We start from the raw sequence: 24,760 nt of genomic DNA, 5'->3' as shown, positions 1-24,760 counted from the left end.
AGTCTTGGGGCCAGGTGCGGCCCGTTTTGAGAGGAAAAAAAGAAAGAAATATTTGAAGAAAATACCAAAAAATATTTTATAATTGGAATTTTATTAATAGGAATATTTTTTGGATTTTTCTACCTAGATAGGATTGGAGAAATTTTGGATACGACCTACAAGGTTTTTAGGCCCATAGTTTACGGGCTTGTAATTGCCTTTATAATCAATTTGCCAATGAACTTTTTCCATGACGAAATTTTCACAAATTTATTAAAGGACGACAAGCACGAAAAACTAAGACGAAGCCTATCCTTGGTTCTTTCTTGGATAATATTTTTCGCTCTAGTTACCATTGTATTAACAGTCCTAATTCCAGAATTATCAAGGGCAATAGGGGTGATTTCAGAAAATATTCCAGCCTTTATGAATTCCTTGATAGATTTTTTGAACGGGTCAAAAATCCTTACCAAGGTCAGTGATTTTATTGTAACTAGACTAGAAGAGATAAATATTGCCAGGATAAGTGATAGTTTTACAAAGATTATCCAGGATTTTTTCAAGTCTGATTCTGCTTTATTAAACAAAACAGGTTCTATAATTAATTCTGTATCCCAGGGTATTTTGTCCTTGTCAATTGGTTTTGTATTTTCTTTATATGTATCAATGAATAAGACAAAACTAAAAAAAGGAGCAGCAAGACTTGTCTTTGCCAACCTAAGCGAAAAAACTGCTAGGCAAATAGTTTATGTGGCAAAACTTTCCTATGATTCCTTTGCTAGATTTCTAGAAACCAGGATTTTATCCTGCCTTGCCCTAGGAGTGGCGTGCTTTATAGGGATGTGGGTATTACGCTTGCCTTCAGCTGGGATGATTTCAATCCTCATGGGTGCTTTTGATATGATTCCATATATCGGCGCTTTTTTGGCAACATCAATAGGTATTATCCTTATTTTCACCTATTCTCCAGGCAAGGCCCTAGTATTTTTAATCTTTGTCCTAATCCTACAAAATGTTCAACAGCAGCTATTTTATCCGCTTGTTATAGGTAAGCACCAGGGATTGCCACCAATTTGGATATTCGTATCAGTAATAATCGGTGGTGGACTTTTTGGAATTTTTGGCATGATTGCCTTCATTCCCTTAGCAACAGTAGTCTATACCCTAATAGAGGATAATACCAAGAAGAAATTAAAAGAAAAATCCATAAGTGATGAAGAAATAGAGAAATTGACAGATAAAAGTTTTCTTGAACTAAGAGAAGAAAGAGAAGCTTCTTACAAATAAAAAAACTGGGACTTTTGCAGAATGAATAAATTGTTCTGCAAAAGTCCCAGTTTTTATATGCCGAAATCTTCAAAGATCACAAGTAGGCACCCTTCTTTGACCCTAATTTGGAAATCTATCCCCTTGGTTTGGTTGGAAACCCCGAGAGCATCGTCATTTGCCATTGTATAAGTATCTAGTTCATAAAAAAGTCCTTCTATATCCAAGACAGATTTTTCTGCCAGGGAAAAAATCGAAACGTAAAAATCTTTCCCATCAAATTTGTATGAAAAATCCCTATCTATGACAAAGACTTCCTTGCCGGCTGCCTTAAGCCTAATGTCAATTCCCTTCTTTTTGTAAGCAAACATGGACTTTATATTTGAAATTGTGTGGCTTTCCCTACCCCCTAGACCTCCGTAGACGATAATGTCCTTGTATCCTTTTTCTATAGCGAAATCAATGGCTGCGACTGTATCGGTAAAATCTTTGATAGGATTTAGGGCGATAATATTTTCGAAAGCTGGTTTATTTGTAGAGTCAAAATCCCCTATTACATAATTTGGTATAATCCCAACTTGTTTTAAAAATTCATAGCCCTTATCTGCTGCAATTACCAAATCTTCCTGACAAATCTCATCAAAAAAACCATCAAAACTACCACCACCGATAATAAAACATCTTTTCATAGCTCCTCCTAAGTTTATTATAACATTAATATCTATCCTTCCTAACTATTTTTGCAAAAAAAGGTAGAATAGACCATAGAATTAGAATTAAGAGGAAATTTATGAAAGAATTGGATTTGAAATCAAAAAACTTGTTAAAGGTAGTTGTTGTAGGAATCTTATTATATTTTGGACTTTATTATATAGGTCACGTGGCAGGAGCCCTTGGCAAACTGTATCTGGTTATTCAGCCCTTTATCCTAGGTGGGGCCCTAGCCTTTGTTATAAGCATACCTATGAATTTTTTTGAGGTAGAATTTGCCCACTTAGATCCAACAGGCAAACACAAGAGACTGATTTCGACTTGTTCGCTTTTATTATCTTGGATTTTAGTGATAACCTCATTGGTAGTCTTAGTTAATATCCTTGTTCCTTCTATAATTAAAATAGTTTATACCTTTTCAATAAGGTGGCCAGACTTTGTTGATGAAATCTATAAACTTCTTAAAAAATACCCATTTACTGAACCATTTGCCAATAAATTCCAAAATACTTTTTACGGGGTTGGTTGGTACAACGTTAGGAATGCAGTTTATAACTTTTTGCAAGATAAGGATGGAGATGTATTTTCAACTGCAACTAAACTTATGAGTTCTGTTTCAAGCGGAGTTATTGGAGTCTTTACTATGTTTGTATTTTCGATTTTTTTGCTCATTTACAAACGAATGTTAAAGATAAATGGAATTAGGATAATCTACGCTATTTTGAGTGAAGAGAAGGCTGACTACATTAATAAGGTATTTTCCCTATCCTATAACACTTTCAAAGATTACCTATTTTCAAGATTAATAGCTGTAATTTGCTTATCTATTTTGACCTTTGTGGGTATGTTTGTGATGAGGTTACCAAATGCAGCCATGATTTCGATTTTGGTTGGTCTTTCAGATTTGATTCCGATTTTTGGACCTATTTTTGGAACAGCCTTTTCGACCATATTGATTTTTATAGAATCGCCATTTAAGTCTTTGATTTTTTTGGCCTACAGTCTTGTTATCCAACAAATCCAGGAAAATGTAATTTATCCAGCCATTGCAGGTAACAAAATAGGTTTGCCAGCAGTTTGGGTAATGGCATCTGTAACTATAGGTGGGTCGCTTTTTGGTGTTTGGGGCATGCTCGTTTCGATACCGGTTGTATCCGTCCTTTATACCCTAAGCCACGAAAAAATTCATGAAATGCTTACAGCAAAGGGCTTTGATGAAGAAAAACTTTTTGCCAAGAGCAACAAGATTTATAAGATAGAGGATATAGAAACTAACGATGAAGCTTATGAAGACTAATGATTTCGTTCCAGTTATCTGGGATGGGAAAAAATACTATGGAGGCCACCAAGAGTGGCTAAGATACAAGGGTCTGTCAAAATTTTTTAGGGATAGGTCTTGCGTTGTGACAGCCTTTACCAACTGCTTTTTCTATTTATTCAAAGAAGGGCCAGTTGATTTTGCCACCTACAATGAGGTCCAATACGCTTTTTATAAGAGAATCCGACCAAAGGCAAATGGGGTACCGACTGCAAAATCCTTATTAAAAAGAATCGACATTATAAACCATAAATTGGAATTAAATTTAACCTACAGGCTACTTGAAGGAAATTTGATAAAAAGGCTTAGCCTTGACCAAATGATTTCTTTTATAAATGAGGGACTAGCTAAGGATACGCCAGTTATTTTGATAAATTGGCTATCAAAAAAAGTTGATATTATGAGCCACCATGGTCTTTGCATAACAGAAATGAATGAAAAAGACGGTAGGCATGAAGTGGTTGTATCTACTTGGGGCAGGCGTCACACATTTTACCTAGAAGATTTTTATAAACAGGCAAGGACCTATACAGGTTTAATTTATTTTACAAAAGCAAATTAGGGCAGGGAAACCTGCTCTTTTGTTTTATTTTTAATGGTCTTAAGATTGAAATTACAAGAGTTCCATACTTGACAAAAAGAAAACAAACTAATGAAACTTGATAAAATTCATAAACAAACTATAGTAGGTGTAGGGCAAGTTTGTTGATAAGACAAGGTCTGGCAAATATTTTTAATAATTTAGCGTGGTCACAAAAATTTATTATCATTTATTAGCAATATTTAACCACGATAAAAACCAGGCGTGCCCTTAGGAGAAGATAACCTAACAAAGAAAGATTAAAATAAATAAATTATTATAGGAGGAAAGATGGATAAGTTAGCAAAAGATAAATTTGCCGAGCAGTACATGGAAAACTTGCAAAGAATTACCTTAAAAAGGTTTGAAGATACATCAAACAAAGATAGGTATGATGCACTTTGTGATACAATTATGGGCCTTATTAATAGGGACTGGAGAGAGACTAAGGCAAAGGCAAGAAAAGAGAGAAAGGCTTACTACCTTTCAGCAGAATTTTTAATTGGTAGATCACTTGGTAACAACCTAATAAACCTTGGTATTTACGAAGAAGTTAAGGACCTACTTTCAGAGCTCGGAATCGATTTCGAATCTATAGAAGATTATGAAGATGACGCAGCACTTGGAAATGGCGGTCTAGGAAGACTTGCAGCTTGTTTCATGGATTCAGCAGCTAGCCAAAAACTAAGCCTAGTTGGCTATGGTGTAAGATATCGTGAAGGTATTTTTAAGCAAGAAATCGAAAAGGGCTTCCAAGTTGAACACGGTGATAGCTGGATAAAAGATGGTGACGGATGGTCAATTAGAGTTGATTCTGACGCTAAAATTGTTAAATTTAGGGACCAACAAGTAAAGGCTGTTCCTTATGATATGCCAGTAGTTGGATTTGAAAATGGCGTAGTAAACACCCTTAGACTATGGCAAGCAGAACCATTTGAAGAGTTTGACTTTGCAAAATTCAACAACTTTGAATACGATGATGCAGTATCTGAGAAAAACAGGGCAGAAGATATAACCAGAGTTTTATATCCAAATGATATGCAAAGAGCTGGTAAGCTATTAAGACTTAAACAACAATACTTCTTCTGTTCAGCATCTATCCAAGATATGGTAGAAGTTTACAAGAGAGACTTCCCAACAGATCTTAAATTTGAACAATTTGCCAAATACCACGTTATCCAACTTAACGATACCCACCCAATTATAGCTATACCTGAACTAATCAGAGTACTAGTAGATGAAAATGGAATCTTCTTCGAAGACGCCTTTAAGATTGCTTCTAAGGTATTTGCCTTCACAAACCATACAGTTTTACAAGAAGCTCTTGAAAGATGGTCAGAAGACCTAATGCAAGAAGTAAGCCCAAGATGTCTAGAAATCATCGAAGAAATTGATAAAAAACTAGTTGAAGAATTAAAGGAAAGAGGCTTCAGCGACGCTCAAATAGATCCATACAGGATAATGACCAACGGCACAGTTCACATGGCAAACCTTGCAATCTATGTAGGTTTCTCAGTAAACGGTGTAGCTGAAATCCACTCACAAATCCTAAAAGACGATACCTTCAAAGAATGGTACAGAATTAGTCCTGAGAAATTTAATAACAAAACAAATGGTATCACCCCAAGAAGATGGCTAGTTTACTCAAATAGAGAATTAACAAACTTCATCACAGAAAAACTTGGCACAGATACATGGAAAAACAACCTAGACCAACTAAAGGGACTAGAAAAATACTTAGATGATGAAGAAGTATTAGAAGAACTATGGAACATCAAGCAAGAAAAGAAAAACCAACTTGCTAAATATATCCTAGAAAACGAAGGAATTAAGATAGACCCAACATCAATATTCGATATTCAAATTAAGAGAATTCACGAATACAAGAGACAACACTTAAACATCCTTCACATTATCTACCTATATCACCAACTAAAGAAAAATCCAGACATGGATTTCACACCAACAACCTTTATCTTTGGTGGTAAGGCAGCTCCAGGATACTTTAGAGCAAAGGGTATGATCAAACTTGCCAACGAAGTAGCAAGAGTTGTAAATAACGACCAAGATGTAAACAAAAAGCTAAAAGTAATCTTTGTACAAAACTACAGAGTAACCTACGCTGAAAAACTCTTCCCAGCAGCAGACGTATCTGAACAAATCTCAACAGCTGGTAAGGAAGCAAGTGGTACAGGAAACATGAAATTCATGCTAAACGGTGCCCTAACACTCGGAACACTTGACGGAGCCAACGTGGAAATATTCGCAGAAGCAGGCGAAGAAAATAACTACAGATTTGGTGCCACAGTAGAAGAACTAGCAGAAATTGCAGAATCATACAACCCATTCGAATACTACAGCAAAGATGAAAACATCAAAGACGTAGTAGATTCTCTAGTAAGTGGAGAATTTAATGACAATGGTTCCTACTACTTCCTAGACATCTATAATGAGCTAATCAAGCCACAAAACGGTGACAGAGGAGACCAATACTACCTACTAAAAGACTTTGATTCCTATAGAGAAACTCGTGCTAGATTAAATAAAGAATACAGAAACAAACTTGAATGGTCTAGAAAATGCCTAAAGAACATTGCAAATGCAGGATTCTTCTCATCAGATAGAACAATAGTAAACTATGCTGATGACATTTGGAAAATAGACTAGAGATAAAAATGAATGCAGAAATATTACTAGGAGTGATGATTCCCTTTATAGGAACCACCCTAGGTGCAGCCTGCGTCTATATAATGAAAAATGAGCTAAAAGACAGGGTCCAAAAGGGCCTGTCTGGCTTTGCAGCAGGGGTCATGGTGGCAGCGTCCATCTGGTCCCTACTCATGCCAGCCATGGACATGGTAGATCAAAAATTAGGACGCATGGCATGGTTACCAGCAGCAATAGGATTTATGGTAGGAATTATCTTCCTACTTTTCCTAGATTCGGTAATCCCCCACCAGCATATAGACTCCGATAAACCAGAAGGAATAAAGGCAGCAAGTCTCAGAAAAACAACCATGATGGTCCTTGCAGTAATCATACATAACATCCCGGAAGGAATGGCAGTAGGTGTGTCATTCGCAGGAGTAATCTACGGCAAGGGCGATCTCACAATGGCAGCTGCCATGGTCCTATCAATAGGAATCGCCATCCAAAACTTTCCAGAAGGCGCCATAATCTCCATGCCCCTAAAGGCAGTAGGAGTAAGTAAGCACAAGGCTTTCGGCATGGGAGTATTCTCAGGCATAGTAGAACCAATAGCAGCAATCATCACAATTTTATTATCGTCAATAATGGTCCCAATCCTGCCCTATCTCTTATCATTCGCAGCAGGAGCCATGATGTATGTGGTAGTAGAAGAACTAGTCCCAGAAGCCACAGGAGAAGGCCAAAGCCACACAAATATAGGAACCATAGGATTTTCCCTAGGTTTTGTTGTGATGATTTTAGATGTGATGCTTGGATAAATAAAGATGTTGTAAAATTAAAGATAACTATCGTCCCATTATTAGAAGTTCATCTAATAATCTGGGGCGATTTTTTTATTAAAATAAAAATTTTAATTAGTTTTAGAAAATGTGATTAAATTTTTTTAAATGAAAGGAAATTGAGGGCTTATAAATTTTCATAAAATATGAAATTGAAGTATAAATATAATGATTGAAACAGAGGTTTATTCCATTGGATATGTAAGAAATACAATATTATGCTTTACTTTTTCTTTGTATCATCGTATAATTAGTATGTTCATAATTATACATTAAATTATGAGCAAATATTATAGAAAGAAGGTTATGTATTTGGTAGAAAATAAAAATTTTCATTGGCCAACTTTTATACTTATGGCAAGTGTAACATTTATGGCGATCTTGTCTGAATTAGTGCCGTCTGGAATCTTGCCAGAGCTTATGACTGGTCTTGGTATATCAGAAGCACAAGCTGGTACTTTAGTTGGTTTTTATGCAATAGCCAGTGCGATTTTTGCAATTCCATTAATATCTGCAACTGTTGAATTTAACAGGAAGAAGCTTTTGCTTGGTTTACTAATAGGCTTTGCTCTAAGTAATATCTTAGTAGGTATTGCACCTAGTTATAGTATTGCCATTGTCGGAAGAGTTATTGGCGGAATATGTGCTGGAGTTTTGTGGCCAATGATTGCGGCTTACGGAATGAAGCTTGTTGATGATGAACATAAGGGCTTGGCCGTCGCTGTTATTATGAGTGGTACGACATTTGGTATGAGCTTAGGTCTTCCGCTTGTAACATTTATTGGTACAAATATTAGCTGGAGAGTTGAATTTTTAGCAATTGCAATTCTTATTATTTTTATTGCCCTAGGCAGTAATTTCATGTTGCCAGAAGTTTCTGGAGAAAAAAGAGTTGCGGCAAACTCACCTCTTACTCTTATCAAAAATAAAGGCGTGCTTATTATTATCTTACTTACCTTTATATCAGTAGTTACTAACTACGGAGTTTACACATATATCACAAATTTGGTTGATTCAATGAATTACAGTGGAGGAATTGGATTTGCACAAGTTCTTTTTGGAATTGGTTCAATCTTATCTGTTTTTATTGCAGGAAAAATTATTGATAAGCATATAAAGATACTTTGCCTTTTAATGTTAGCATCATCTTGCCTAGCCTTTATATTTTTTAGTGTCTTTTCATCAATTAGTCTTATGGTTCACTTAGGATTTATCCTATGGGGAATTGGCTTTGGAGCCTTAGTTACCTTATATCAAACAGCAGTTGCAAGACAAGTGCCACCAAACGCATCAGCAGTTGCTACGTCATTACAATCTGCAAGTTTTAATTTTTCAATAATGGTTGCAAGTTCACTAGGTGGAGCTATACTCGCAAATGGAAATATTAATAATCTACTTACCCTAATGGCTACAATTTTAGGAGCTGGTTTAGTGGTGACAATTTTATCAAAGAAGACAATGGCTTAATTATTTAAAATTTTTAGGAGGAATATATTATGAAGAAAAAATTTATTAATGCAAAAGTTTATGGTCATGAAGATGCATCTGAAATCTTAGTTGAAGATGGAAAATTTTCAAAATTTGGAAACAATCTTGGAAATGCAGATGAAGTTATTGATTTAGATGGAAAACTTGTTATTCCACCATATGTAGATGCCCACCTTCACCTTGACTACTACATGATTGGAAAAACTGATGAAGTTAAAAATGAATCAGGAACACTTTTTGAAGCAATAGATCTTTGGAATGACTTCAAAAAGGGAACAACAAAAGAAGAAATGAAGAAGAGGATTTATCAAGCGGTAGAAGATTGCCTTTCCTATGGTACTCAATATATAAGGGCTCAAACTGACTGTACTGATCCTAACCTAACAGGAATAAAGGCTGCTCTTGAAGTGCGTGATGAATTAAAAGATAAGTGTACAATCCAAGTCGTTGCCTTCCCACAAAATGGTATGTATTCATATAAAGAAGCTGGAAAAACTGGAAGGGATTTAGTTGAAGAAGCACTTAAACTTGGTTGTGAGGTTGTTGGTGGAATTCCACACAACGAATGGAGTCGTGAACTTGGAGAAAAGTCACTAAAAGAAATTGTTGCACTTGCAGTTAAATATAACAAACTTATTGATGTTCACTGTGATGAAACTGATGATGTTATGGCAAGATTTGTCGAAGTATTAAATGCAGAAGCAATGATGAATGGTATTGCTGAAAAAACAACAGCAAGTCATACTTGTTCCTTTGGTTCAGCAGATAATTCATATGCCTTTAGAATGATGGGACTATTTAGAAAATCTAAATTGAATTTTGTTTCTCTTCCAACAGAAAATGCATTCCTACAAGGCCGTCAAGATTCATATCCAAAACGTCGTGGTATTACAAGGGTTCGTGAATTTGTAGATAACGGTGTTAATGTATGCTTCGCACAAGCCTCTATAGTTGACCTGTGGTATCCAGCAGGTAATGGAAATCTAATGAATATTCTTGACAACGGAATCCATCTTGCACAATTGATGGGTGAAAAAGACTTTGAAAAAGACTTTGACCTTGTAACTTATAATGGAGCAAAGGCAATGTATCTCCAAGACGAATATGGATTTGATGAAGGAAAGCCAGCTAACTTTATAGTACTTGATGCGCCAAATGAATTTGAAGCAATAAGAAATAGGGCTGAATGTCTTTCATCAGTACGTAATGGAGAATTCTTATTTAAAAAAGCAAAGAGGGAATTTGAAGTTGCTCTTAAATTGAAATAATATTTATAAAAAAAGTTTAGGGACTGTGCAATAGCCCTAATATATAAAAAGACGAGGAAACTAAACGACCTCGTCTTTTTATGATGTGTTCTATTTATTAAAATTATATTAAATACAATATTAGCAACTGAATTTCACTATATAATGATACAAATTTATTAAAATAAAAAATAAAATGCTGGTATTAAATATAGAATAAAGGTTTTGGAAGTTAAAAATGCGAGGATAGCTAAAAAATCTATTAAATTTCATGGCTCGATAGGTAAAATGAGAAATATATAATGAGCAAAACAGATTTACATATACAACTACATCACTTTAAGTTTCAATTTAATATTTCTAGTGTAAAAAATTTGAAGAAACAGTACTATATAAATATAAACACAAATCTATTGAAGGGACTTATTATGAATTTTTTGAATAATTTTATTACAAGCCTTATGCTTATTAGGGTTACGGATATTATTGATATTACAATGATTGCCTATGTTGTTTATAAACTTTTCTCAATCCTTAGGAATACTAGGGCTGAGCAGGTTTTGAAGGGGCTTATTTTTGTCCTAATCTTTGCCTCCATTGCAGATATTTTGAATTTGAATACGGTTTCTTGGGTTATGAACCAATTTTTGACCGTTTCTCTTGTTTTTATTATCGTTGTCTTTCAGCCTGAGCTTAGGACTGGTCTTGAAAGGATTGGTAGGGGCAGGTCTATCTTTTCTACTGATAAGAATAAGAAAGATGAGGATTCTATTAATGAACTTGTTCTTGCTATGAGTTCTCTTTCTAGGCAAAAAATCGGGGCTTTGGTTGTGCTTGAAAGACAGGTTGGTTTATCTGATATTATAGAATCTGGAACTATGCTTAATGCTGATATTTCTAGCGAGCTTTTGATTAATATTTTTATTCCAAATACTCCTCTCCATGATGGGGCGGTTATTATTAGGGAAAATACTATTACTGCAGCTGCCTGCTATCTTCCTCTTTCTACTTCAAATACTATTTCTAAGGAACTTGGTACTAGGCATAGGGCTGCTATAGGTATTTCTGAGAGGTCGGATGCTGTTGTAATTATTGTTTCAGAAGAGACTGGAAATATCTCTATAGCTGAAAATGGAGTAATCAATAGGTATTTTGATGAAGATTCTTTGAGGATTAGGTTGAGGAATGAAATGTCAGAAAAGAGGGGAGAAGATGAATAAGATTTTAGATAGATTAAAAAAATATAATGCTACAAGTGATAAACAACTTCTCATCTTGTCTATAGTTGTTGCGATTTTTATGTGGACTTATGTTACTACTTCGACAAATCCTTCTACTAATAGGACTTTTAGGAATGTGCCGATTATCATCCAAAACCAGGATAAGTTAGAGGATAGGGGCTACACTATTGTAAGTAAGGATGATATTTCTTCTGTAAATGTAAGGCTGACTGGTTCTAGGGATAATATCGTTAGTTTAAAAGCTGATGATATCCAGGCTTCTATAAATGTTATGGCCGCTAGCGAGGGGATTAATTCCTTGGATGTGAAGGTGGATACACCTTCTGGAATTTATCTCGATAATGTTGATCCGGCTAAGATTAATTTGAATATTCAAAGAATCCTAGAAAAATCTATTCCTGTGAATATTGTCATAGATGATAAGCTTAAGGATGGCAAGATTGTTGAAGTTAATGAGCAAAATCCAAAGGTAATTAAGATTAAGGGGCCAGAGTCTGTTATCAACCAAGTGGACAGGGTTGAAGCCCATATTGACGATGCAGAATACTTGGATGGAAAAATTCACAATGTTGCCATTAAGGTCTTGGATAAGAAAGGACAAATTGTTGAGGGAGCAGATTTGGATAGCAAGGATGTAAATCTTTCCTTTATTGTTTATGAAACCAAAAAAGTTAAGGTCAATTTTAAGGTGAGGGGAGATGTGGCTAATGGCTATATAGAGACCCTACGAGCAGTATCTCCTGACACAATAGTTATAAAGGGACCTGGTCAAATAATTAGAGATATAGATGAGATTTCAACTAAAACCCTAATTGCCGGTTACATTAGATCTTCAAAGTCAGGTGAAATTAAGCTTGATTTGCCAGAAGGTGTTGAAGTTTACGATGGAGATGACACTGTAACTTACAAAATAGAAATTCAAAGAATTCCTGTTGCTAATAAGGATGAAAATGGAACTGACTAAGGAAGAAGTTTTAGCAAGGCTTGAAAAAAATGGTTTTAAATCCTATTTGGTAGGAGGATTTGTCAGGGATAAGCTTATGGGCAAGCGTTGTTCTGATATTGACATAGCAACGAGGGCCCATCCTAACGAGATAAAAGAAGTTTTTAAGGACTGTAAGAGTATTGATGTTGGAAAAAGTTTTGGAACCATAAAAATTATAGCGGATAAGGATGAATATGAGCTTACTACCTTTAGGACGGACCTATCCTACAAAGATAAGAGAAGGCCTGAAGCTGTGTCATTTTCTGATACAATCGAAGAAGACCTTAAGAGGAGAGATTTCACTATAAATGCCATGGCCCTTAGGAAGGGAGAATTGATTGACCCTTTTGGTGGAGAAGCTGACATAAAGAAAAAAATTATAAGGGCTGTTGGTAATCCAATAGACAGGATAAATGAAGATTACCTAAGAGCCTTGAGAGCAGTGAGATTTGCTGCAAATTTAGGTTTTGATATAGAAAACAATTTGCAAAAGGCGATAAGAGACAATCTTAAAAACCTAACCTATATCTCCGTTGAAAGGCAAGCTATGGAGCTAAATAAAATCCTTTTGGGGGATAATCCAGCCAGGGGGATTAGGCTTTTGGATGAAACAAAACTCTTGGGAGAAATTTTACCTGAAGTAAAGGCCATGGTTGGTTTTGACCAACATTCGCCCCACCATTATTTAGATTGCTTTGACCACAGTCTTAAGGTTTTGGAAGGAACTCCAGCAGATTTAACAACAAGACTGGCTGCTCTTTTCCATGACACGGGAAAACCTGCCACTTTTTTCCTAGATGAAGATGGGCATGGAAGGTTTTTTGGTCACCAAAAGATTTCGCAAGATTTTGCTAAAGAAAGATTAAAATATTTAAAATATCCAAATAATCTTATCGAAGATGTTGATATATTAATCGCCCGCCACATGGACTCGTCTAATACTTACACAGAAAAATCTGTGGCAAGGCTACTGAGAAAGCTTGGCCAAGAAAATTTAAGCAGGTTATTTGACCTACAAGAAGCAGATATTTTGGCAACAGTTCATAGGGATATTTCCAATATTGAAAATGGGCGAAGTTTTTTAAGGAAGATTTTAGAAACCAAGCCAGTTTTATCTAGAAAAGACCTAGCTATTGATGGTAGAGATTTAAAAAAACTTGGTTTTAAGCAGGGCCCAATAATCGGTGAAGTTTTAAAAGAAATCGAGAGAGCAGTATTTGAAGAAAATTTAACAAACAATAGAGAAACTTTACTAGCTATGGCTAGGAATATAGGGCGAAAGCTTGATATGAAGACTTATGAGTAGTATATTATTTCAATGAGTAGAAAAGTACACGGAGGATGAAATGACAGAATTAAAATCACATGAAAACAATATAGCAAAGTTTGAATTTAACGTTGCTTACGATGACTTTAAGAAGGCAACTGACACAGTATATAAGAGAAATAAAAAGAGATATAGAATCGATGGTTTCAGACCAGGACACGTTCCAAGGAGAGTTCTTGAAAAAATGTACGGTCCAGAAATCTTCTATGATGATGCTATCCAAATAGTATTTCCAGAACCATATGAAAAGGCAGTAGAAGAATTAGGTCTTGAAGTAATCGACCAACCATCTGTTGACCTTGATGATATCGAAGTAGGCAAGGATATTACTTTCAAAGTAGAAGTAGAAACCAAACCACACCCAGTTCTTGGCGATTACAATGACCTTGTAATTGAAGAAGTTTCTAGCGAAGTAACTGACGAAGATATCAAGGCAGAACTTGATAGACAACTTGAAGAAAATGCAAGACTTGTTGAAATCACAGACAGACCAGTACAAAAAGACGACAAGGTAAATATTGACTTTGACGGTTACCTTGATGGTGAAAGATTTGAAGGTGGCAAGGCAGAAAAATATGACCTTGTAATCGGTTCAAATACCTTCATCAATGGCTTTGAAGATCAAATAATCGGCCACAATGTAGGCGATAAATTTGACGTAAATGTAACCTTCCCAGAAGATTACCAAGCAAAAGAATTCCAAGGTAAAGACGCTAAATTTGTTGTTGAAATTAATTCTATCACAGAAAAACAACTTCCAGAACTTGACGATGAATTTGCAAAAGATATTTCAGAATTTGACACACTTGATGAGCTAAAAAATTCATTAAAAGAAAAATTAGCAGAAGACAAAAAAGCTTATGCTCAAAATGCTAGAGAAAACCAAGCTGTATCAGCCTTAGTTGAAAAATCTGAAGTAAGTGCTCCAGCTAGCATGGTTAACAGAGAAATCGACTTTGAAATGCAAAACCTAGACCAAAGACTTCAACAAATGGGTCTAACCTTAAGCCAATACATTGAACTAACTAAGATGGATATGGCTCAAATTCGTGGTCAATACAAGGCTCAAGCTGAAGCAAGAGTTAAGGCAAACCTTGTAATTGATGAAGTGGTTTTAAAAGAAAATATCGAAGTAACTGATGAAGAAAAAGAAAAAGAACTACAAGAAACTGCTAAAAACTACGGAGTAGAAGACCTTGAAAAATTCAAAGAAATCTTCGCTAAGAACGTATCAGATGATACTCTTGTAGAAAACATAAAGAGAAGAAAAGCTGTAGAACTTCTAGCTTCAAAGGCAAAAGCTCTTCCTCATGAAGAATACCACAAATTTGTAGAAGAAAATTCTAAAGAAGAGAAATAAGAAGACTAAACGCAATAGCAGTTTCCAAGGGATTTTTCCCAGAAAGGAGACATAGTGTTAGCTAAAAATTATTTAGTACCAACTGTTATCGAACAAACCAATAGGGGCGAAAGAGCCTATGATATATATTCAAGACTTCTTAAGGATAGGATAATCTTCCTATCTGGTGAAGTTCGTGATGAAGTGAGCGATATAATAATCGCCCAACTTCTTTTCCTAGAAAGCGAAGACCCAAATAAGGATATACATTTTTATATCAATTCCCCAGGAGGAGTTGTTACAAGTGGTCTTGCCATCTATGACACAATGAATTATATAAAACCTGATGTATCCACAATTTGTATTGGTCAGGCAGCATCAATGGGAGCTGTATTATTATCTTCTGGAGCAAAAGGTAAGAGATTTTCCCTACCAAACTCCAATATAATGATCCACCAACCATCAGGCGGTGCCCAAGGTCAAGCTTCAGATATAGTTATCCAAGCCGAGCAAATCCTAAAAATAAAGGCTAACCTTAATAGGATTTTATCAGAAAACACTGGCAAGGACTTGGCTACTATAGAAAAAGATACAGATAGGGACTTTGCGATGACAGCAGAAGAGGCCTTAAAATACGGCCTAATTGATAAAGTAATAGAAAGTAATAAGTAAAATGGCTGATAAGGAAAAAAGTACGGTAAGATGTTCTTTTTGTGGCAAGGATGCAAGCCAGGTAAAGAGGATAATAGCAGGAGCAAATGGCTATATTTGCAACGAATGCGTTGAGCTTTGCTCTGAGATTATCAAAGATGATAAGGGTGCTGATAGTGGGTTTGACTTTGATTTTGAATTGTCAAAACCAAAGGATATAAAGGCCTATCTTGATTCTTATGTAATTGGTCAAGAAGATGCTAAAAAAACCCTATCAGTAGCTGTCTATAACCACTACAAAAGAATTACCAGCAATGAAGAAGATTCGGAAGTTGAATTACAAAAATCAAATATTTTAATGCTTGGACCTACAGGATCAGGTAAGACTCTTCTTGCTCAAACCCTTGCCAGAAAGCTTAATGTTCCATTTGCCATTGCAGATGCTACAAGCCTTACCGAAGCAGGTTATGTGGGTGAGGATGTAGAAAATATTATCTTGAAATTAGTCCAAGCAGCTGACTATGATATAGAAGCAGCAGAACTTGGTATAATCTATGTTGACGAGATAGATAAGATTACCAGAAAGAGTGAAAATCCTTCTATAACCCGTGATGTAAGTGGGGAAGGCGTTCAACAGGCCCTTCTTAAATTAATAGAGGGAACTGAGGCCAATGTTCCACCTCAAGGTGGCAGGAAGCATCCATCCCAAGAATATATCAGGGTAGATACCACCAATATTCTCTTTATCCTAGGTGGGGCCTTTGAAGGCATAGGAGATATTATTAACCAAAGACAAGTCGATAAGACCATCGGCTTTGGGGCAGATATATCAAAAAGAGAAAAGACAGACCTAAGCCTGGTAAATACCGAAGATTTGTTAAAGTTTGGTTTGATACCAGAATTTATTGGTAGGGTTCCAATCATTGTTAGCCTTGATGCCCTTGACGAAGAAGCTCTTGTAAGGATTTTAAAGGAGCCAAAAAACTCCCTAATCAAGCAATATCAAAAGCTTTTTGACCTTGATAAGGTAAAGCTTACTTTCAATGACGATGCAATTGCAGAGATTGCGAAAAAAGCCTATGACCAAAAGACAGGTGCCAGAGGGCTTAGGACAATTATTGAAAATCTTCTTTTGGATGTGATGTATGAAATTCCATCCAGGGATGAAATTAAAGAAGTAATTGTAACTAAAGAATCTATCGATGACCATAGTAAACTAGAATACAAAAAGAAATAAAGATACAAAGGGGGAATGCTTGTCATTTCCCTTTTTATAACTAAGAGAGGCAAATATGAAAGAAGTTTATAAAATAAGTGAAGTAAATCTCCCCCTAATTCCCCTCAGAGGATATTGGGTTATGCCTACTACTATGCTCAACTTTGACTCATCAAGATCTATATCCAAAAATGCTGTTGAAAATGCAAAACTTAATAACGAAGAGTTGTTTTTGGTAAATCAGCTTGATATTTTTGATGACAATCCAAAGAAGGAAGGCCTTCAAGAGGTCGGCATAGTAGCTGAAATTAAGGAAACTTTTCCATTGCCAAATGGGGATGTGAGGGTTTTTGTCCAGGCAACAGGCCTTGGTAAATTAAAAAATCTCCATGTTGCTGAGGGTTTCCTAAGGTGCGATATTGAAAAGTACGAATATATAGAAGAAAACGAAGAAAAAACAGACACCCTAGAAGCTCTTCGCAAACTTTTAGTAAGTGATTTTAGGGATTTTGCCGTGATTAACGATGACATTCCTGATGAAATCGCCTATGGTATGACTGAGCTTGAAAATTATCATAGGTTGGTTGACCTAATCACCTACCATCTTGACCTTGCTCCAAAGGAATATTATGAAATCCTTTCGACTTTTGACGCAAAAGAGAGGATGGAGCTGGTTCACAGGATAATAAATAAGGAAATCGAATTAAAAAATCTTGGCGAAGAGATTGAGAGAACTGTTTCTGAAAATATAAACCAATCCCAAAAGGAATACTACCTTAGGGAAAAAATGGATGTCCTAAAGAAGGAACTTGCTTCAACTACTGGCCAGGCTGAAAATGAAGTTGACGAGTTAAGGGCAAAGATAAAAAAGATTAAGTTTGATAAACAGGCGAGAAAGTCGCTTGAAAAAGATCTTGATAGGCTAGATTTAATACCAGAAATGAGTCCTGACTACGGCGTAATTTCGTCATATCTTGATTTTGTGGTGGGCCTACCTTGGAACAAAAAATCTAAGGAAAGCCTTGATATCAAAAGGGCAACAGAAATTTTGGACCAAGACCACTACGGTCTAAAAGATGTCAAGGAAAGAATCCTAGAGTCAATTGCAGTTAAGATTAAAAATAAATCTGTAAAGGGGTCTATAATTTGTTTGGTTGGCCCTCCAGGAGTGGGAAAGACTTCTATTGCTAAGTCTGTCGCCCGTGCCCTAAACCGTGAATTTGTTTCTATGAGATTAGGTGGGGTGACTGATGAATCAGAAATCAGAGGACATAGGAGAACCTATGTTGGCGCCATGGCAGGAAGGGTAATTGCCAACATCAACCGCATTGGAGTTAAGAATCCAGTTTTTCTTTTAGATGAGATTGACAAATTAGGGTCTGACTTTAGGGGAGACCCATCAAGCGCATTGCTTGAAGTTCTTGACCCAGAGCAAAATGATAAATTTATCGACCGTTACTTGGATATACCATTTGACCTTTCAGATGTATTTTTCCTAACAACAGCTAACGATATCAATCAAATTCCGGACGCCCTTTTTGATAGGCTAGAAGTGATTGAATTATCAGGCTACACCCCAAGTGAGAAATTGAATATTGCCAAGCAATATTTGGTCAAAAAACAAATGGAAAATACGGGCCTTAAAGAAGAAGAATTTTCTATTTCGGATAAGGTTATAGAAAGAGTTATCAAGGCTTATACCAGAGAAGCAGGTGTGAGGGAGCTTGAAAGGTTAATTGGCAAGATTTGCAGACGTTCTGTCAAGGAAATCCTTGAAGGCAAAAAGACTGTTAGAGTTACCATGCAAAACTACACCAGATTTTTAGGCCGTGAGAAATTTATAGACGATCACATCTCAAAAGAAGAAAAAATTGGCGTTGTAAATGGCTTAGCATGGACTTCTGTTGGAGGAACTATGCTTACAGTTGAGGCCAACGTCATGGAAGGTAAGGGTAATGTTGAATTTACAGGCTCTCTTGGCGATGTAATGAAGGAATCAGGCCAGGCAGCCCTTGTATATATCAGATCAAATGCTGATAAACTTGGAATTAAGGGCAAGTTCTACGAAGATAAAGACATCCACGTTCACGTTCCAGAAGGTGCAACTCCAAAAGACGGGCCTTCTGCAGGTATTACCATGACAACAGCCATTGCCTCAGCCCTTACAGGCAGGAAGGTCAAAAATAATCTTGCCATGACAGGTGAAGTCACTATTACTGGCGACGTCCTAGCCATCGGTGGCCTTAAGGAAAAGGCCCTCGCAGCCTACGCCTACGGAATCAAAAACGTGATAATTCCAAAGGATAACGAGAGAGATACAGAAGACATAGACAAGGAAATCAGGGATAAGATTAATTTCATCCCTGTAACAAACGTGTCAGAAGTAATCGAAAGGGCCCTTATATGAAAATCAAAAATATAGAACTCGAACAGGTGGCAGGTTTTAAGGCCCAATGGCCAAAAGATAATCTTTCTGAAATCGCCTTTGTAGGTAGGTCCAATGTCGGTAAGTCTTCCTTTATAAATTCATTTTCAAATAGGAAGGCTATCGCAAGGACATCTTCTAAACCAGGCAAGACCAGGACTATAAATTTTTATAGGGTAAATGACTCATTTAGGCTTGTGGACCTACCTGGTTACGGCTTTGCCAAAGTATCCAAGGCCGAAAAGGCCAAATGGGATAAGCTAATCAATGAATACCTCCACGATAGGGAAAACCTCAAGGAAGTGTTTCTTATAGTAGACATCCGCCCCGCGCCAACAGCCCTAGATAAGCAAATGTATGAGTGGATTATAGATTCTGGCTATATGGGTTTTGTAATAGCAACCAAGTTTGACAAAATTTCCAAGGGCCAAATCCAAAAGCACATAAATCAAATCAAAAAGAAACTTCAAATAGAAGACGAGGGCCTAATCTTCGCCTATTCTTCAGAGACCAAACACAATAAGGACGTTTTGGAAGAGCAGGTTGAAGTTATAATAAATGCTTAAAGGCAAAGCGATTTTAGGTTAAAAAAACATTCCTCTGTCCGTCATTGCTATGACCGCAGGGAAGAGAAATCCCATAAAGAAGGGACCTATCATATTAAAAATTTTTTACAAGAGAAGGCTTTTGCCTTCTTTTTTTTGTTTGAAGGAGGGAGACTGGGTATAAATATAAAAAGGAAAGGGGATAATATGGCTAGAAATCTTTCTAATAAGGAAAAGCGAATTTATTTAGGATTTTTAATAGGAATGTGGATTTTGATTATTTTGTCGGTTTATACCATGAAAGTCTATGAAATCTGGTATTTCTTTGCGATTTTTTTGGCTTGGGGACTTATATTTTTACTATATCAGAATTATCTTGGAATCAGAGTTGATAAAAAGCTCGGAACCTATCTGGGCGACCTGCCTAAAAAGGATACTTATAGGTATTATATTGCGGGATTTTTAAATATCTTAGCCATAAATTTGACTATAAGCCTTGATGTAAAATTTATAGTCCTTGTAGGCTTAGCATCAGCCTTTATGTTCTATGAATCATACAAGATGATAGAAGATGCTTACTAAAAAAGTAGGTGATTTTCTCACCTACTTTTAAATTACTTATTTTGCTGAAAGAGTAAATTCTGCGATTTTTTCGTAATTTCCGTCTGTTAGTCTGCCTGAATTTTCATTTATTTTTGATCTTGATAGGGTGAAGGTGATTTCTCTGCCGTCTTTGATTTCATCTAGGCTTAGGTCTGAGAAGTCTTTGTTATAAATGAAGGTGGATACGCCATCATCAACTGTTCTTAAGTCAAGTTCGATTTTCTTGCCGTCCTTATCTACGCCATTAAGTTCATAAGTGTAGTCCTTATCTAAACCTTCGAGTACCGCTGTCATGGTGATTGGGTTTATTTTCATTAACTTAATTTTTGCCCCATTTTCAAGTTTATAATTTTCTGCTAATACTTTATTGTCTTTATTTACTATATTTGAGCTTGCTTTGATTGATACAATTTCATTTGAAGTGCCGTTTGCAATATAAAGGTCAATATCTGCCTGATTTAGTTCTGGGAAAGTCTTGTCGAATGTTGTCATAGATTCAGAAACAAAGGCCTTGCCGTCATCTGACATTCCTTTTGATCCACTTGAACCTAAAGCCTTGTAGGTTTCACCATTCATTACTACTTTGTAGATATTTGTGTTATTAGAAATATCTTCTTCAAGGCTTCTTCCCTTTGGGTCTTGTAGGATAGTTGAGTAGACCTTGTCATCTTCGATTACAAGATTTTCGAGCACAATTGATTCATCGCCTATTTGTATTGGTTTATGAAGTTCTGTTACGTACTTGTATGATTCAGGACTTGCTCCTATTGTTTCCATCATAGAGACTTTAAGGTCTGTAAAGGCCTTAGAAACTTCTGCTCTTACAGGAGGAACTGTAAGTCCTAGAGCAAGTAAGAGGGCTGCTGCTACTGCCATGTATTTTTTATTTGATTTTTTCTTATAAGTTTTTGCTGTCATATATAATCTCTCCTTTTCTATATCATTTAATTCAAATTCGTCAGTTTCAAAGTCTAGGTCATTTATCTTATCATAAACATTTTTCATTTTGTATTTCCTCCTTGATTTTTTTCTTACCCCTGGCTACCCTGTTATAAAGCCCTGCCTTTGAAATGTCATAGACCTTGGCCAGGTCATCGTAAGAATAGCCTTCAATAAATAATTTCCTAAAAATTCCTCGGTCTTTTTCGTCAAGGACCTTCAAAACTTCTTCTGTTTCGTCAATACTTATGTCATCATCAGTTGATAAGTAAGGAGAAACTTCGTCCAAATCTACACTCTTGTGTCTGATCTCCTTTCTTAGGGCATCTATGGCCTTGTATCTGGCCACACCTGCGCACCGGTTTTTAAAAGAAGACCTAGCTGGATCAAAGGAGTCTATATTGTCCCAAACAGCGAGGACGCTATCGTTTAGGACCTCCATCCTGATGTCTTCGTTGAAGGTAAGGACCTTGTAGATTGATGCCTTCATAACTGGGCCGTAGGTGTCGATGAAGACCCTAAGTGCTTTTTCATCCCTATTTCTTATCCCCTTTATAATCTTTTTTTCATTCATAATCTCTCCTTCACCTATATATTCGAACTGGGAGCCTATTTTCTATCAGAAATTAAAAGTTCTTATAATAATTATTAGCCAAAGTCAGTTATATACCAGGTTTTAACCAAAAAAATAATAAAGATTAAGGCTGTTGGAGACAGGTTTTGTAAAGATTGATAAATTTTGTTTAACTTTCTCCCCTAAGAGGTATATATAAGTAGGATTAAAATTATTATTAATAGGATAGAATACCTAGGAGGATATATGATACAAAGTGAAATAAAAAACAAGATAGGAATAATTTATCTTGACAGACCCCAAGCCATAAATGCCCTTAATTCTCAGATGATAGATGAAATTGAAAAAGCTCTAAGGGATTTTGAAAAAAATCCTGATGTAAGGGCAGTTTTGTTTGATTCAAAGGCTGAGAGAGGTTTTTGCGCTGGGGGAGATTTGAAGGAAATTTACAAAAATTATCTATTAAATGAAGACGAAAAAAATAAGGATGAATTTTTTAAAAAAGAATTTGACCTTAATAAGTATATAATGACCTACCCAAAGCCAACAATCGCTCATTGGTTTGGGGTAACCATGGGTGGGGGAATTGGCCTTACCATCCATTCTGACCTTATAATTGCAGATGAAACTGTAAATTGGGCTATGCCTGAAACCAGCCTTGGCTTTGTGCCGGACGTGTCTGTGGGTTATTATATTTCAAAAATCCCTCAAGCCCTTGGCCAGCTTGTTGGTCTTACTGGAGCAAGACTTTTCCCGGATGATTTGCTTAAGTTAGGTCTGGCCCATATTTTGATTGATTCTAGTGATTATCCAAAAATACTTGAAAAGCTCTTTACTATTGACACAGACAGGAATGATTTTATAGGGGATTTTAAAAAATCAATAGAAACCTACAATAAAAAACCAGAGCTAAGTGAAAATACAAAAAATATGGAAAAAATCGAGAAATATTTCGCCAAGGAAAGCCTGGAAGAAATCGTAAAGATTCTGGAAGCAAACCAAGATGATGATTTTGCTAAGGAAAAACTTGCGATTTTGAAAGCCAGAGACCCTTTCATGACAGAAGTTCAATTTGCTAAATATTTTCATGGCAAAAACCTAAGTAGGGAAGAAACTATTGACCTGGACTTAAAAATTATAAACCATGGTATAAAAACAGGTTCAGTTGCCGAAGGCATTAGGACTGTTTTGATAGATAGGGAAGATGACCCGTCTTGGCCTGTTAAAAAAATCGATGATGTAGATAAAAAAGAAGTAGAAAAATTATTGGGAATTAAATAAGAATTAAAAATAAGTTTTTTGGGTAAATTGGATTAGACTTTGCTGGTTAAAGTCTATAGACGATTTTTGGAGGCTTTGGAAATTTGAACAAGAAATCATATAATTATTTAGAGGTGATTAGATGAATATAGGAATTTTAGTAGCAGTAGAGTTTGATGCTTTTTATAATATCTACAAAGAACCAATCGAAAGATACAAGCATGGGAGTTTTGAGGTTTTGAAATACCATATCCATGGCAAGGACGTTTTTGTTTGTCCTTCAAGTGCAGGGCAGATTCGTGCAGCTATTGCCATGACCCTTTTGCTTGATTTTTATAAGTGCGGGACAATTATAAATTATGGGGTTGTGGGCGCTTTAAATGATCGTAAGGTAGAGGAGCTTACTGTTGTGGAAAGTGTCTGCCATTACGAATGGGACACATCTGATGTAGATGACGTTGCAAAAGGCCAATACGAGATTTTTGATGATGTTGCCATGAAAACTACAGGCAAGCTTGTAGATTTGGCAATGAAAATTGACCCAGATTTGGAAAAAGTAAGGCTAGCTTCAGGTGATAAATTTATAGCAGGCCTTGATGCAAAAACTAAGTTAGCTAAGGAATGGAACTGTGATATTGTCGACATGGAAGGAGCAGCAATTGCACTTTCTTGCCACTTATACGGAGCGGACTTTCTTATGATTAAGGCAGTTTCAGATGCCCTTACAGAGGGTGGAGCAGAGTTTTATGAGAATTTCGAACGTGCATCAAAAGTAGCAGTTGGGATAATTGACGATATTATAAAGGCTCTTTAATTTTATCTCCTGGTATAAAATCCAATTATAAAGTGGAAAAATTTGGGATTTTAAAGTGGAAAGTATCTATTAAATGATTTGGAAATTGAAAATGTAAAGATTTTTAATAAAAAATGGGCAAGCAAAAAGCAAGGCAAAACCTTGCTTTTTATTTGTCCTAGATTTCTGCTGAGTTTTCCCAAAGACCGTGGATGTTGCAATAAGCAAGTGCGTAAACTTCGCCACCCTTGTCAGTTTTAACTCTAGCTTCTACACATGGTTGGGTGAAGATTTCTGATTCGCCATGAGCCTTAAATTCATAAGAACCAACTTCAATTGGGAATTTTGCTCCTTCTGGTTTAAAGAAAACTTTAATCCATGCGATGTGGTGTTCAAATGTGTTTGGGTGAGCAACTTCTTCACCAACGTTAGCCTTGATATGAACTAGGCCGTCTTCTTTGGTAACGTGGATTACTGGAACGTGTTTTTCAGCTTTCCAATCTGCAGTTTGAATTGTTTCTGTTAGTTTCATATTATTCCTCCATTTATATTAATAGTCTACATTAGTTAATATACCCTAGCTTATGATTTATAAACACTTATTTTTCAACATAGCCACTTTAATAAATTACTTTATTGCAAATAAGTCTTCTTAAAATATAATGAGAGAAAGGAGCGATTATGGATAGGTTAAAAGAATTAAAAGAAGCAAAAGAAGCCGCAGATCTGGCTATAATTAGGATTGATGCGGGTCTTAACCAACTAAAATCTGCCTCATCTTGGGG

General features: G+C 36.0%; 22 protein-coding genes. 18 read left to right on the top strand and 4 right to left on the bottom strand.

The window, feature by feature from the left end:
• Positions 1-144 precede the first annotated feature (144 nt).
• Complete coding sequence (locus RQ907_RS02235) at positions 145-1,266, top strand: AI-2E family transporter (protein ID WP_399522252.1); 1,122 nt, start codon at positions 145-147, stop codon at positions 1,264-1,266.
• Positions 1,267-1,319: 53 nt separating this feature from the next.
• Here the strand turns inward: RQ907_RS02235 and RQ907_RS02230 are convergent, their stop codons facing one another.
• On the bottom strand, positions 1,320-1,934 hold the full coding sequence (locus RQ907_RS02230; RefSeq protein WP_311491780.1) for a thiamine diphosphokinase: 615 nt from the start codon (positions 1,932-1,934) through the stop codon (positions 1,320-1,322).
• A 101-nt stretch (positions 1,935-2,035) separates the two neighbouring features.
• Here RQ907_RS02230 and RQ907_RS02225 point away from each other — a divergent pair, with 101 nt between their 5' ends.
• The 15 genes from RQ907_RS02225 to RQ907_RS02155 all read left to right on the top strand — a co-directional run bounded on the left by RQ907_RS02225 (position 2,036) and on the right by RQ907_RS02155 (position 20,388).
• On the top strand, positions 2,036-3,253 hold the full coding sequence (locus tag RQ907_RS02225; RefSeq protein WP_311491779.1) for an AI-2E family transporter: 1,218 nt from the start codon (positions 2,036-2,038) through the stop codon (positions 3,251-3,253).
• Entirely contained in the window at positions 3,243-3,836 is a 594-nt protein-coding gene (locus RQ907_RS02220; RefSeq protein ID WP_311491778.1) for a hypothetical protein, read from the top strand. The genes RQ907_RS02225 and RQ907_RS02220 overlap by 11 nt, the downstream gene beginning before the upstream one ends.
• Before the next feature lie 309 nt (positions 3,837-4,145).
• Entirely contained in the window at positions 4,146-6,521 is a 2,376-nt protein-coding gene (locus RQ907_RS02215; RefSeq protein ID WP_311491777.1) for a glycogen/starch/alpha-glucan phosphorylase, read from the top strand.
• Between the two features lie 8 nt (positions 6,522-6,529).
• Positions 6,530-7,321 carry a ZIP family metal transporter gene (locus RQ907_RS02210; protein ID WP_311491776.1) on the top strand — a complete coding sequence of 264 codons (792 nt, stop codon included), beginning with the start codon at positions 6,530-6,532 and terminating at the stop codon, positions 7,319-7,321.
• Between the two features lie 300 nt (positions 7,322-7,621).
• Positions 7,622-8,809 carry an MFS transporter gene (locus RQ907_RS02205; protein WP_311491775.1) on the top strand — a complete coding sequence of 396 codons (1,188 nt, stop codon included), beginning with the start codon at positions 7,622-7,624 and terminating at the stop codon, positions 8,807-8,809.
• Positions 8,810-8,838: 29 nt separating this feature from the next.
• A complete protein-coding gene (locus RQ907_RS02200) occupies positions 8,839-10,098 on the top strand; it encodes an amidohydrolase family protein (RefSeq protein ID WP_311491774.1) in 1,260 nt (419 codons plus the stop codon).
• 407 nt (positions 10,099-10,505) lie between these two features.
• Positions 10,506-11,297 (top strand): diadenylate cyclase CdaA, encoded by a 792-nt coding sequence (gene cdaA, locus RQ907_RS02195; protein ID WP_311491773.1) that lies wholly within the window; start codon positions 10,506-10,508, stop codon positions 11,295-11,297.
• Positions 11,290-12,282 carry a CdaR family protein gene (locus tag RQ907_RS02190; protein ID WP_311491772.1) on the top strand — a complete coding sequence of 331 codons (993 nt, stop codon included), beginning with the start codon at positions 11,290-11,292 and terminating at the stop codon, positions 12,280-12,282. The genes cdaA and RQ907_RS02190 overlap by 8 nt, the downstream gene beginning before the upstream one ends.
• Positions 12,269-13,609 (top strand): HD domain-containing protein, encoded by a 1,341-nt coding sequence (locus tag RQ907_RS02185; RefSeq protein ID WP_311491771.1) that lies wholly within the window; start codon positions 12,269-12,271, stop codon positions 13,607-13,609. Before RQ907_RS02190 ends, RQ907_RS02185 begins: the two co-directional genes overlap by 14 nt.
• Positions 13,610-13,649: 40 nt before the next feature.
• Positions 13,650-14,990 (top strand): trigger factor, encoded by a 1,341-nt coding sequence (gene tig / locus RQ907_RS02180; RefSeq protein ID WP_311491770.1) that lies wholly within the window; start codon positions 13,650-13,652, stop codon positions 14,988-14,990.
• A gap of 54 nt (positions 14,991-15,044) precedes the next feature.
• On the top strand, positions 15,045-15,641 hold the full coding sequence (clpP, locus tag RQ907_RS02175; protein ID WP_037326878.1) for an ATP-dependent Clp endopeptidase proteolytic subunit ClpP: 597 nt from the start codon (positions 15,045-15,047) through the stop codon (positions 15,639-15,641).
• Between the two features lies 1 nt (position 15,642).
• Entirely contained in the window at positions 15,643-16,857 is a 1,215-nt protein-coding gene (clpX, locus tag RQ907_RS02170) for an ATP-dependent Clp protease ATP-binding subunit ClpX (RefSeq protein WP_311491769.1), read from the top strand.
• Between the two features lie 55 nt (positions 16,858-16,912).
• Positions 16,913-19,243: an endopeptidase La gene (gene lon, locus RQ907_RS02165; RefSeq protein WP_311491768.1), complete on the top strand. Its 2,331-nt coding sequence runs from the start codon at positions 16,913-16,915 to the stop codon at positions 19,241-19,243.
• On the top strand, positions 19,240-19,827 hold the full coding sequence (gene yihA, locus RQ907_RS02160; RefSeq protein WP_311491767.1) for a ribosome biogenesis GTP-binding protein YihA/YsxC: 588 nt from the start codon (positions 19,240-19,242) through the stop codon (positions 19,825-19,827). Before lon ends, yihA begins: the two co-directional genes overlap by 4 nt.
• A gap of 186 nt (positions 19,828-20,013) precedes the next feature.
• Positions 20,014-20,388 carry a hypothetical protein gene (locus RQ907_RS02155; protein ID WP_311491766.1) on the top strand — a complete coding sequence of 125 codons (375 nt, stop codon included), beginning with the start codon at positions 20,014-20,016 and terminating at the stop codon, positions 20,386-20,388.
• Positions 20,389-20,424: 36 nt separating this feature from the next.
• On the opposite strand, the gene RQ907_RS02150 is transcribed toward RQ907_RS02155, so the two are convergent.
• Positions 20,425-21,414, bottom strand: coding sequence for a hypothetical protein (locus RQ907_RS02150; protein ID WP_311491765.1), 990 nt, complete (start codon positions 21,412-21,414; stop codon positions 20,425-20,427).
• Positions 21,398-21,922 carry a sigma-70 family RNA polymerase sigma factor gene (locus tag RQ907_RS02145; RefSeq protein WP_311491764.1) on the bottom strand — a complete coding sequence of 175 codons (525 nt, stop codon included), beginning with the start codon at positions 21,920-21,922 and terminating at the stop codon, positions 21,398-21,400. Before RQ907_RS02145 ends, RQ907_RS02150 begins: the two co-directional genes overlap by 17 nt.
• A 246-nt stretch (positions 21,923-22,168) precedes the next feature.
• Between RQ907_RS02145 and RQ907_RS02140 the strand changes: the two genes are divergently transcribed.
• Both RQ907_RS02140 and RQ907_RS02135 read left to right on the top strand, forming a co-directional pair.
• The gene (locus RQ907_RS02140; RefSeq protein ID WP_311491763.1) at positions 22,169-23,203 is read left to right on the top strand and encodes an enoyl-CoA hydratase/isomerase family protein; all 1,035 of its coding nucleotides are present in this window, start codon (positions 22,169-22,171) and stop codon (positions 23,201-23,203) included.
• Between the two features lie 121 nt (positions 23,204-23,324).
• Positions 23,325-23,996 carry a 5'-methylthioadenosine/S-adenosylhomocysteine nucleosidase gene (locus tag RQ907_RS02135; protein ID WP_311491762.1) on the top strand — a complete coding sequence of 224 codons (672 nt, stop codon included), beginning with the start codon at positions 23,325-23,327 and terminating at the stop codon, positions 23,994-23,996.
• 157 nt (positions 23,997-24,153) lie between these two features.
• Here RQ907_RS02135 and RQ907_RS02130 read toward each other — a convergent pair whose 3' ends face one another.
• Positions 24,154-24,507, bottom strand: a complete 354-nt coding sequence (locus RQ907_RS02130; protein ID WP_311491761.1) for a desulfoferrodoxin family protein — start codon at positions 24,505-24,507, stop codon at positions 24,154-24,156.
• Between the last annotated feature and the right edge of the window lie 253 nt (positions 24,508-24,760).

Origin of the sequence: uncultured Anaerococcus sp. (assembly GCF_963510575.1) — a bacterium.
Classification (GTDB): domain Bacteria; phylum Bacillota; class Clostridia; order Tissierellales; family Peptoniphilaceae; genus Anaerococcus.
This window is presented reverse-complemented; position numbering and strand designations above follow the sequence as displayed.

Excerpts from the sequence above, each read along its gene's own strand:
- RQ907_RS02230 (WP_311491780.1), bottom strand. The coding sequence starts at position 1,934 with ATGAAAAGATGTTTTATTATCGGTGGTGGTAGTTTTGATGGTTTTTTT.
- RQ907_RS02225 (WP_311491779.1), top strand. The coding sequence starts at position 2,036 with ATGAAAGAATTGGATTTGAAATCAAAAAACTTGTTAAAGGTAGTTGTT.
- RQ907_RS02220 (WP_311491778.1), top strand. The coding sequence starts at position 3,243 with ATGAAGACTAATGATTTCGTTCCAGTTATCTGGGATGGGAAAAAATAC.
- RQ907_RS02215 (WP_311491777.1), top strand. The coding sequence starts at position 4,146 with ATGGATAAGTTAGCAAAAGATAAATTTGCCGAGCAGTACATGGAAAAC.
- RQ907_RS02210 (WP_311491776.1), top strand. The coding sequence starts at position 6,530 with ATGAATGCAGAAATATTACTAGGAGTGATGATTCCCTTTATAGGAACC.
- RQ907_RS02205 (WP_311491775.1), top strand. The coding sequence starts at position 7,622 with ATGAGCAAATATTATAGAAAGAAGGTTATGTATTTGGTAGAAAATAAA.
- RQ907_RS02200 (WP_311491774.1), top strand. The coding sequence starts at position 8,839 with ATGAAGAAAAAATTTATTAATGCAAAAGTTTATGGTCATGAAGATGCA.
- cdaA (WP_311491773.1), top strand. The coding sequence starts at position 10,506 with ATGAATTTTTTGAATAATTTTATTACAAGCCTTATGCTTATTAGGGTT.
- RQ907_RS02190 (WP_311491772.1), top strand. The coding sequence starts at position 11,290 with ATGAATAAGATTTTAGATAGATTAAAAAAATATAATGCTACAAGTGAT.
- RQ907_RS02185 (WP_311491771.1), top strand. The coding sequence starts at position 12,269 with ATGGAACTGACTAAGGAAGAAGTTTTAGCAAGGCTTGAAAAAAATGGT.
- tig (WP_311491770.1), top strand. The coding sequence starts at position 13,650 with ATGACAGAATTAAAATCACATGAAAACAATATAGCAAAGTTTGAATTT.
- clpX (WP_311491769.1), top strand. The coding sequence starts at position 15,643 with ATGGCTGATAAGGAAAAAAGTACGGTAAGATGTTCTTTTTGTGGCAAG.
- lon (WP_311491768.1), top strand. The coding sequence starts at position 16,913 with ATGAAAGAAGTTTATAAAATAAGTGAAGTAAATCTCCCCCTAATTCCC.
- yihA (WP_311491767.1), top strand. The coding sequence starts at position 19,240 with ATGAAAATCAAAAATATAGAACTCGAACAGGTGGCAGGTTTTAAGGCC.
- RQ907_RS02155 (WP_311491766.1), top strand. The coding sequence starts at position 20,014 with ATGGCTAGAAATCTTTCTAATAAGGAAAAGCGAATTTATTTAGGATTT.
- RQ907_RS02150 (WP_311491765.1), bottom strand. The coding sequence starts at position 21,414 with ATGAAAAATGTTTATGATAAGATAAATGACCTAGACTTTGAAACTGAC.
- RQ907_RS02145 (WP_311491764.1), bottom strand. The coding sequence starts at position 21,922 with ATGAATGAAAAAAAGATTATAAAGGGGATAAGAAATAGGGATGAAAAA.
- RQ907_RS02140 (WP_311491763.1), top strand. The coding sequence starts at position 22,169 with ATGATACAAAGTGAAATAAAAAACAAGATAGGAATAATTTATCTTGAC.
- RQ907_RS02135 (WP_311491762.1), top strand. The coding sequence starts at position 23,325 with ATGAATATAGGAATTTTAGTAGCAGTAGAGTTTGATGCTTTTTATAAT.
- RQ907_RS02130 (WP_311491761.1), bottom strand. The coding sequence starts at position 24,507 with ATGAAACTAACAGAAACAATTCAAACTGCAGATTGGAAAGCTGAAAAA.